Annotated in this window: 7 protein-coding genes; 3 read left to right on the plus strand and 4 right to left on the minus strand. The window is 73.7% G+C overall.

Going from position 1 to position 7487, the window contains the following annotated elements; translation table 11 throughout:
• Positions 1-598 (plus strand): riboflavin kinase (locus VGD85_RS14395; RefSeq protein WP_331064129.1); only part of this gene is annotated, 598 nt, incomplete at its 5' end.
• On the plus strand, positions 595-1569 hold the full coding sequence (locus tag VGD85_RS14400; RefSeq protein ID WP_331064130.1) for a hypothetical protein: 975 nt from the start codon (positions 595-597) through the stop codon (positions 1567-1569). The genes VGD85_RS14395 and VGD85_RS14400, both read left to right, overlap by 4 nt.
• 13 nt (positions 1570-1582) lie before the next feature.
• Here VGD85_RS14400 and VGD85_RS14405 read toward each other — a convergent pair whose 3' ends face one another.
• The 4 genes from VGD85_RS14405 to VGD85_RS14420 are packed head-to-tail and all read right to left on the minus strand — an operon-like array spanning position 1583 to position 5667.
• Entirely contained in the window at positions 1583-1840 is a 258-nt protein-coding gene (locus VGD85_RS14405) for an HPr family phosphocarrier protein (RefSeq protein ID WP_331064131.1), read from the minus strand.
• A 29-nt stretch (positions 1841-1869) separates the two neighbouring features.
• Positions 1870-3942 (minus strand): fructose-specific PTS transporter subunit EIIC, encoded by a 2073-nt coding sequence (locus tag VGD85_RS14410; RefSeq protein WP_331064132.1) that lies wholly within the window; start codon positions 3940-3942, stop codon positions 1870-1872.
• A gap of 4 nt (positions 3943-3946) precedes the next feature.
• Positions 3947-4903: a 1-phosphofructokinase gene (gene pfkB / locus VGD85_RS14415; RefSeq protein ID WP_331064133.1), complete on the minus strand. Its 957-nt coding sequence runs from the start codon at positions 4901-4903 to the stop codon at positions 3947-3949.
• Positions 4900-5667, minus strand: coding sequence for a DeoR/GlpR family DNA-binding transcription regulator (locus tag VGD85_RS14420; RefSeq protein WP_331064134.1), 768 nt, complete (start codon positions 5665-5667; stop codon positions 4900-4902). The genes pfkB and VGD85_RS14420 overlap by 4 nt, the downstream gene beginning before the upstream one ends.
• An 88-nt stretch (positions 5668-5755) precedes the next feature.
• Here VGD85_RS14420 and ptsP point away from each other — a divergent pair, with 88 nt between their 5' ends.
• On the plus strand, positions 5756-7441 hold the full coding sequence (ptsP, locus tag VGD85_RS14425; protein ID WP_331064135.1) for a phosphoenolpyruvate--protein phosphotransferase: 1686 nt from the start codon (positions 5756-5758) through the stop codon (positions 7439-7441).
• Positions 7442-7487: the final 46 nt, after the last annotated feature.

Below are 7487 nucleotides of genomic sequence, written 5' to 3' on the forward strand. Positions count from 1 at the left end.
CGAGGCACTGCACGCGCGCGCGGTCGTGGTCGGCGCCAACTTCCGGTTCGGGCACCGCGCCTCCGGTGATGTCGCCACCCTCCGCGAGGCGGGGGAGTCCCGTGGCTTCGTCGCCGAGGGGATCGCGCTCGACGGCGGCCCCCAGGTCTGGTCGTCGACGTACGTGCGCACCTGCCTGGCCACTGGGGACGTCGCCGGCGCCGCGGAGGCGCTGGGCCGGCCGTACGCCGTGCGCGGCGTGGTGGTCCGCGGCGACCAGCGTGGCCGCGAGCTCGGGTTCCCCACGGCCAACGTCCCGACCGGCGGGCTGACCGCGGTGCCGCCGGACGGGGTCTACGCGGGCACGCTGCGCCGGCTCGACACCGGGGAGACCTACCCGGCGGCGATCAGCGTCGGCACCAACCCCACCTTCGACGGCGTCCGCGACCGGAGGGTGGAGAGCTACGTGCTCGACCGCACCGACCTCGACCTCTACGGCGTCGAGGTCGAGGTCAGCTTCGTCGAGCGGCTGCGCGGCATGGTCGCGTTCGAGTCGGTCGACAAGCTGATCGCGCAGATGACCGATGACGTCGACCGCGCCCGCGAGCTGCTCACGTGAGCTCGCCCGCGCCCGGTGACGCGATCGCCGCAGCGGACGCCTGGTTCCTCGAGCACGGGCTGACCTACTTCGTGCCGGAGCGCCGGGCCGACGTCCGCAGCGCGCTGCGGCTGCGGCGTACGCTCCCGCTGCTCCTGCTCGTCGCGCTGCTCGCGGCCGCTGCCGGCGCCACCCTCGCGTGGGTGTCGGGTCAGTTCAGCGCGGCGCCGGCGACCCTGGTGTCGCTGGGGCTGGTCGCCGCCGCGTGGTACGCGCTGACCGCCCTGCACGCCACCGCGATCGTCGGGTGGGGCCTCAAGCGCACGTTCGGCGGCCTGCGCCGCCTGCTGCCGATGACGACGCGGGCGCTCCCGCTGCTGCTGCTCGCGATCACGTTCCTGTTCATCAACACCGAGATGTGGCAGGTCGGCGGCAACCTCTCCGTCGGGTCGCTGTGGCTGGTCGTGCTGCTGTTCGCGCTGCTCGCGGTCGCGTTCCTGCTCGTGCGGCTCCCCGAGGAGGTCGACCGCGCCGACGACGCCGTCGACGACGCGCTGCTGCTCCGCGCCTGCGCCGGTACGCCGCTCGAGCAGCCCTGCCGCGACCTCGTCGCGGACCCGGGCGCCGATCCCGCGGCGCACGGCGAGGTCACCGGCTACGAGCGGTGGAACCTGATCCTGGTGCTGCTGGTGGTCCAGGTCGTGCAGGTGCTGCTGCTCTCGGTGGCGGTCTTCGCGTTCCTGGTGCTGTTCGGCACGCTGATCATGACCGACCCGGTCGTCGACGCGTGGGGTGCCGGGGAGGGGTTCCGGGAGTCGCGGGCGCTGGTGCAGGTCTCGGTGTTCCTCGCCGCGTTCTCCGGGCTCTACCTCACGGTCTCGACCGTCACCGACGAGACCTACCGGGCGCAGTTCTTCTCCGGCGTGACCCGCGAGCTGGAACGGGCGGTCGGCATGCGCGCGGTGTACCTGACGCTGCGCGAGCGGGGCTGACGCACGCCGGGAGTCAGGCGTCGAGGTCCTTCTCGACCATCGCGGCGATCGTCTCGAGCGCCGACTCGTCGTCGCTCGACACCTCGACGGTGTCGCCCGGGCCGGCGCCGAGGGTCATGATCATCAACGAGGAGCTGGCGTCCACCGGGTCGCCGCCGGGGATGCCGATCAGCACCTCGACGTCGAGCTCCTCGGCCGCCTGCGCGATCAGCTGGGCGGGGCGGGCGTGCAGGCCGACGGAGGAGCCGACGACGACGGACTTGGTGGGCATAGGTGTTCTCCTTGGTTGGGCGGTGGGGGTCAGACGGTGGTCAGGTCGGGGTCGGGGTTGCCGAGGGACTTCAAGGCGACGACGGCGGCGGTGCCGGCGAGGGTGCCGGCCACCAGCGCGATCAGGTAGCCCAGGATGTTGCTGACGGCGAACAGCACGAAGATGCCGCCGTGCGGGGCGCGCACACCGACGTCGAGCGCCATCGAGACGCCGCCGGTGACCGCGCTGCCGAACATGATCGCGGGGATCACCCGCAGCGGGTCGGCTGCCGCGAACGGGATCGCCCCCTCGGTGATGAAGCTGGCGCCGAGCGCCCAGGCGGCCTTGCCGTTCTCGCGCTCGGCCTGGTTGAACAGGCCCGGGCGGACGACGGTGGCCAGCGCGAGCGCGAGCGGGGGAACCATGCCGGCGAGCATGACGGCGGCCATGATCTTGAGCTCCGGGGCGTCGCTGGCCAGGGCCGCGCCGCCCACGCCGGCCGCCGCGAAGCTGTAGGCGACCTTGTTGAGCGGGCCGCCCATGTCGAAGGCCATCATCAGCCCGAGGATGGCGCCGAGCACCACGGCGCTGCTGCCGCTCAGCGAGTTCAGGCCGTCGTTGAGCTGGTCCATCAGCCAGCCGATCGGCTTGCCGAAGACCACGATCATCAGCAGCCCGGCCACGATCGAGGTGAACAGCGGGATGACCAGCACCGGCATCAGCCCGCGCATCCAGGCCGGCACGCGCCAGCCACCCACCCAGTGCGCGATCAGGCCCGCGAGGACACCGCCGATGATCGCGCCGAGGAACCCGGTCGCCGGGATCGACGTCGGGTTGTCGGCGGAGTTGGCGACGTTGAAGAGGTTGGCGGCGAGGCCACCCATCACGAAGCCGGGCGCGATGCCCGGCCGGTCGGCGATCGCGTAGGCGATGTAGCCGGCCAGCGCCGGGATGAACAGCGCGAACGCGGTCTTGCCGATGATGAAGAACAGCGCGCCGACGTACGCCGCCAGTCCGGATCCGAGCAGCGCGTGCTCGAGGCCGAGCGCGTCCGGATCGGGCAGGTCGAACAGGGTGTTGTCCACGGCGATCCGGCCGTAGTTGTTGTCGTTGGCGATCTCGTAGCCGCCGAGCAGGAACGACAGCGCGATCAGCAACCCGCCGGCGGCGACGAACGGGATCATGTACGACACGCCGGTCATCAACACCCGCCGGGTGCGCCCGGCCCAGCTCTCGCCGCCGGTCGACGGTGCGGCGGCACCGCCGCCACCGGCGCTGCCCTCCACGCGCGGGGCGTTCGGGTCGTCGGCGTAGCGCAGCGCCTCGGCGATCATCGCGTCGGCCTCGTCGAAGGGGCGCTTGACCCCCGACGAGACCAGCGGTTTGCCGGCGAACCGGTGCCGGTCGCGCACCCCGACGTCGACCGCGAAGATCACGGCGTCGGCGGCGGCGATCGTCGCCGGCTCGAGCGGCTTCGCGCCGGCGGACCCCTGGGTCTCGACGCGGATCTCGACACCCGCCCGGGACGCGGCGGCCTCGAGCGCCTCCGCGGCCATGTAGGTGTGTGCGATGCCGGTCGGGCACGCGGTGACCGCGACCAGCCGGCGTACGGCGGGGGCCGGCGCGGCGGGTGCGGGAGTCGTCGGGGCCGGTGCGGGTGCGGCCGCCGGTGGGGTCCCGACGATGTCGCCCACGATCTCCGCGACCTCCTCGGGAGTCGTCGCGCCGCGCAGGGCGTCGGTGAACGCGGGCTTCACCAGGGCTCGGGCGAGCTTGGTGAGCAGCTGGAGGTGGGTGTTGTCGCCGCCCGCGGGGGCGCTGATGAGGAACACCAGGTCGGCGGGGCCGTCCTTGGCGCCGAAGTCGACCGTCGGCTCCAGACGGGCGAACGCCAGCACCGGCTCCGCGACGCCGGCGGTGCGGCAGTGGGGGATCGCGATCCCGCCGGGCAGCCCGGTCGCGGACGTCGCCTCGCGGGCGAACGCGTCCTCGACGAGCTGGTCGACGTCGGTGGCCCGACCGGCGTCGCCGACGATGCGGGCCAGGGAGCGGATCACGGCGTGCTTGTCGGCGCCGAGGTCGGCGTCCAGGCGGACTAGCTCGGCGCTGATGAGGTCGGACATCGGGTCACCCTTCGCGGAGGTCCAGGTCCCGCACCGAGACGAGATCGGGGCGGACCTGCTGGGGATGAGGCATGGTCGTGCCGGGAAGTCCTGCGGCAGCGCTGCCGTAGGCCACCGCAAGGGCGAGCCGATCCTCCGGGCGGTGGCCCCGGAGGTCTCCCAGTAGATACCCGAAGAGGCTCGAGTCACCCGCGCCGACCGTGCTGACCACGGTGGTCGGCGGGGGCGAGGCGTGCCACGCGCCGTCGGCGTTGACCAGGACCGCGCCGCGGGCACCGAGCGTGGCGAGCACGCTCTCGACGCCGGACTCCACCAGCGTCCGGGCGGCCTTCGCCGCGGCGTGCGGGTCGGCCTCGAGCAGCTCCGGGTCGTCGCCGGTGAACGACGCGAGCTCCTCGCCGTTGGGCTTCATCAGGTGCGGGGCGGAGGCCGGCAGCCGCTCGACGAGCGCGCGCAGCGGGGCGTCGCTGGTGTCGACCGCGACCCGGGCACCGCTCGCGCGGAGCAGCACCACGAGCTCGGCGTACCACTCCGGCGGCGTGCCCGGCGGCAGCGAGCCGGCGAGCACGACCCAGTCCGCGGCCTCCGCTCGGCGCCGCAGCGCCTCCGCGAGGTCGCGGCGCACCGCCTCGGTGAGCTCGGGGCCCGGGCTGTTGAGCTTGGTGGTGGTGCCGTCGGGCTCGGTGATCGTGATGTTGACCCGCAGCGCGCCGTCGTGGTGGACCGGGCGGCAGTCGATGCCGGCCGAGAGCAGCTCGAGGACGAACGGGTCGTCCTTGGCGGCGGGCAGGACGGCGATCGCGGGCACCCCGGCGGCGATGCAGGCCCGGGCGATGTTGACGCCCTTGCCGCCCGCCTGGGAGATCACCGAGTCCGCGCGGATCACCTTGCCCCGCTTGAGGCGCCCGGCGAGCGCGACGGTGCGATCGACGCTCGGGTTGGCGGTCAGGGTCAAGATCATGCGGTCACGACCTCGAGCCCCGCGACCTCGAAGGCCGCGCGGTCGCCGACCGGCAGGTGGTCGTCGGTGACCAGCACGTCGACCTCGGAGAGCGCGGCGAAGCGGATCGCGGCGTCGGTGCCGACCTTGCTGGAGTCGGTGAGGCAGACGACGTGGCGTGCGGCGCCGACGATCGCCCGCTTGACGGCGGCCTCGTCGTGGTCGGGGGTGGAGAGCCCGTGCTCGACGGAGATGCCGTTGGTGCCGAGGAACGCGACGTCGACGCGGAGCCGGTTGACGGCCGTCACGGTGTCGGCGCCGACGGCGGCCTGGGTGGTCGAGCGGACCCGGCCGGGGAGCAGGTGGAGGTCGATCTGCGGCAGGCCGGCCAGGCGGGCCGCGACGGGGACCGCGTGGGTGATCACGGTCAGCCGGTGGTCGCGGGGGAGCATGACCGCCAGCCGGCTGGTGGTGGTGCCGGCGTCGAGGAGCACGGTGCCGCCGGGAGGGGGCAGCTGCTCGAGCGCCGCCTTCGCGATCTGCTCCTTCTGGGTGGTGTTGGCCTGGTCCCGCTCGCCGAGGCCGGACTCGATCACGGCCAGCGAGCTCGCCGGCACGGCACCGCCGTGGACGCGGCGGACCAGGCCCATCCGCTCGAGGGTCGAGAGGTCGCGGCGCACGGTCTCGGTGGTCACGTCGAACTGCTCGGCGATGGCCGCCACCGAGAGGCGGCCATGCTCCGCGACCAGCTGGGCCATGGCCTGCTGGCGCTCTTCGGCGTACATTGCGATGACACTCCTCCCGATCTTCGTATCTGTGGTTTTACGCCCGAACGTGTTGACTGTCAAGGGTCGCGGTCGTTTACTGGTGACCATGGTCACGAGCCCTGAGGTCCGTTCCCCGCTGCGCGGCACCCCGGTGGTGCCGGCCCTGGCCCACGGGCCCGCCGTGCTCGTGCGGTCCGAGGTCTCACCGGAGGCTATCGCTGCCTACCGACCCGAGTTCGCCGATGCCGAGGCCGCCGTCGCGGCGTACGAGGCCGCCGCCCAGGCGGTGTCGGCGGGCTTCGCCCACAAGGCCGAGCGCGCGTCCGGAGCGGCCGCCGAGGTGCTCACCGCCAGCGCCGGACTGGCCCGCGACAAGGGTCTGCGCAGCGCGGTGCGCAAGCACGTCGCCGCCGGCGCCGGGCTGCTGGACGCGGTGCACGCGGGGGTCGAGCAGTTCGTGACCGTGTTCACCGGCATGGGCGGGCTCATGGCCGAGCGGGTCACCGACCTGCGCGACATCGAGCGCCGGGTCGTCGCCCAGCTGGTCGGCGAGCCCGAGCCGGGCGTGGTGGTGCCCGACACGCCCTCGGTCCTGGTCGCCGAGGACCTCGCCCCGTCCGACACCGCCGGTCTCGACCCGGCGGTCGTGCTCGGCCTCGTCACCGAGCGCGGCGGCCCCACCAGCCACACCGCGATCATCGCCCGCCAGCTCGGCATCCCCTGCGTGGTCGGCGTCCACGGCGCGATGGCGATCCCCGCCGGCACCCCGCTGCTCGTCGACGGCGTCGCCGGCACCGTCGAGCTCGACCCCGACCCGACGAGCGCCCAGGAGCGGGTCGCGGCGGACGCCGCCCAGCGGGCCGCGCTCGCGTCCTGGACCGGGCCCGGCCAGACCGCCGACGGCGCACCGGTGAAGATCCTCGCCAACGTCGCCGACGGCGAGTCCGCCCGCGCCGCGAGCAGCGCACCCGTCCAGGGGGTCGGGCTGTTCCGCACCGAGCTGTGCTTCCTCAACCGCCAGGACGAGCCGACCGTCGAGGAGCAGGCGAACATCTACGGCGAGGTGCTCGGCGCCTTCGGCGAGGACCGGTACGTCGTGGTCCGCACGCTCGACGCCGGGTCCGACAAGCCGGTCGCGTTCGCGACCCACACCGGCGAGGAGAACCCCGCCCTGGGGGTGCGCGGGCTGCGGCTCTCCTTCGACAACCCCGGCCTCCTCGACCGGCAGCTGGAGGGCATCGCCAAGGCCGCCGCGACCACCGGCACCGAGGCCTGGGTGATGGCGCCGATGGTGGCCACGGTCGCGGAGGCCGAGGAGTTCGCCACGAAGGTCCGGGCGCTGGGGCTCAAGGCCGGCGTGATGATCGAGGTGCCGAGCGCGGCGCTGCTGGCCCACCGGATCCTCGAGGTCGTCGACTTCCTCTCGATCGGCACCAACGACCTCACCCAGTACGCGATGGCGGCCGACCGGATGGCCACCGACCTCGCCCACCTCACCGACCCCTGGCAGCCGGCTGTGCTGCAGCTCATCGCGATCACCGCGCACGCCGGCCGTGAGGCGGGCAAGCCGGTCGGCATCTGCGGCGAGGCCGCGGCCGACCCGCTCCTGGCGACGGCGCTCATCGGCATGGGCATCTCGTCGCTCTCGATGGCCGCGCGCGCCGTACGCCCCGTCGGCGCGCAGCTGGCCAAGGTCAGCTTCCAGACCTGCGAGGCAGCTGCCGAGGCGGTCCTGGGTGCGGGCGACCCCGCCGCCGGACGCGCTGCCGTGCTGCGCCTCCTCTCCACCTGACCGTGAGTGTGGGGTTCGTGCACCTCGAGTGCGGGGTTCGTGCGCC

It is taken from the genome of Nocardioides sp. (assembly GCF_036401255.1).
Taxonomy (GTDB): domain Bacteria; phylum Actinomycetota; class Actinomycetes; order Propionibacteriales; family Nocardioidaceae; genus Nocardioides.

Coding starts and splice junctions, on each gene's coding strand:
- VGD85_RS14405 (WP_331064131.1), bottom strand. CDS start 1,840: ATGCCCACCAAGTCCGTCGTCGTCGGCTCCTCCGTCGGCCTGCACGCC.
- VGD85_RS14410 (WP_331064132.1), bottom strand. CDS start 3,942: ATGTCCGACCTCATCAGCGCCGAGCTAGTCCGCCTGGACGCCGACCTC.
- pfkB (WP_331064133.1), bottom strand. CDS start 4,903: ATGATCTTGACCCTGACCGCCAACCCGAGCGTCGATCGCACCGTCGCG.
- VGD85_RS14420 (WP_331064134.1), bottom strand. CDS start 5,667: ATGTACGCCGAAGAGCGCCAGCAGGCCATGGCCCAGCTGGTCGCGGAG.
- ptsP (WP_331064135.1), top strand. CDS start 5,756: ATGGTCACGAGCCCTGAGGTCCGTTCCCCGCTGCGCGGCACCCCGGTG.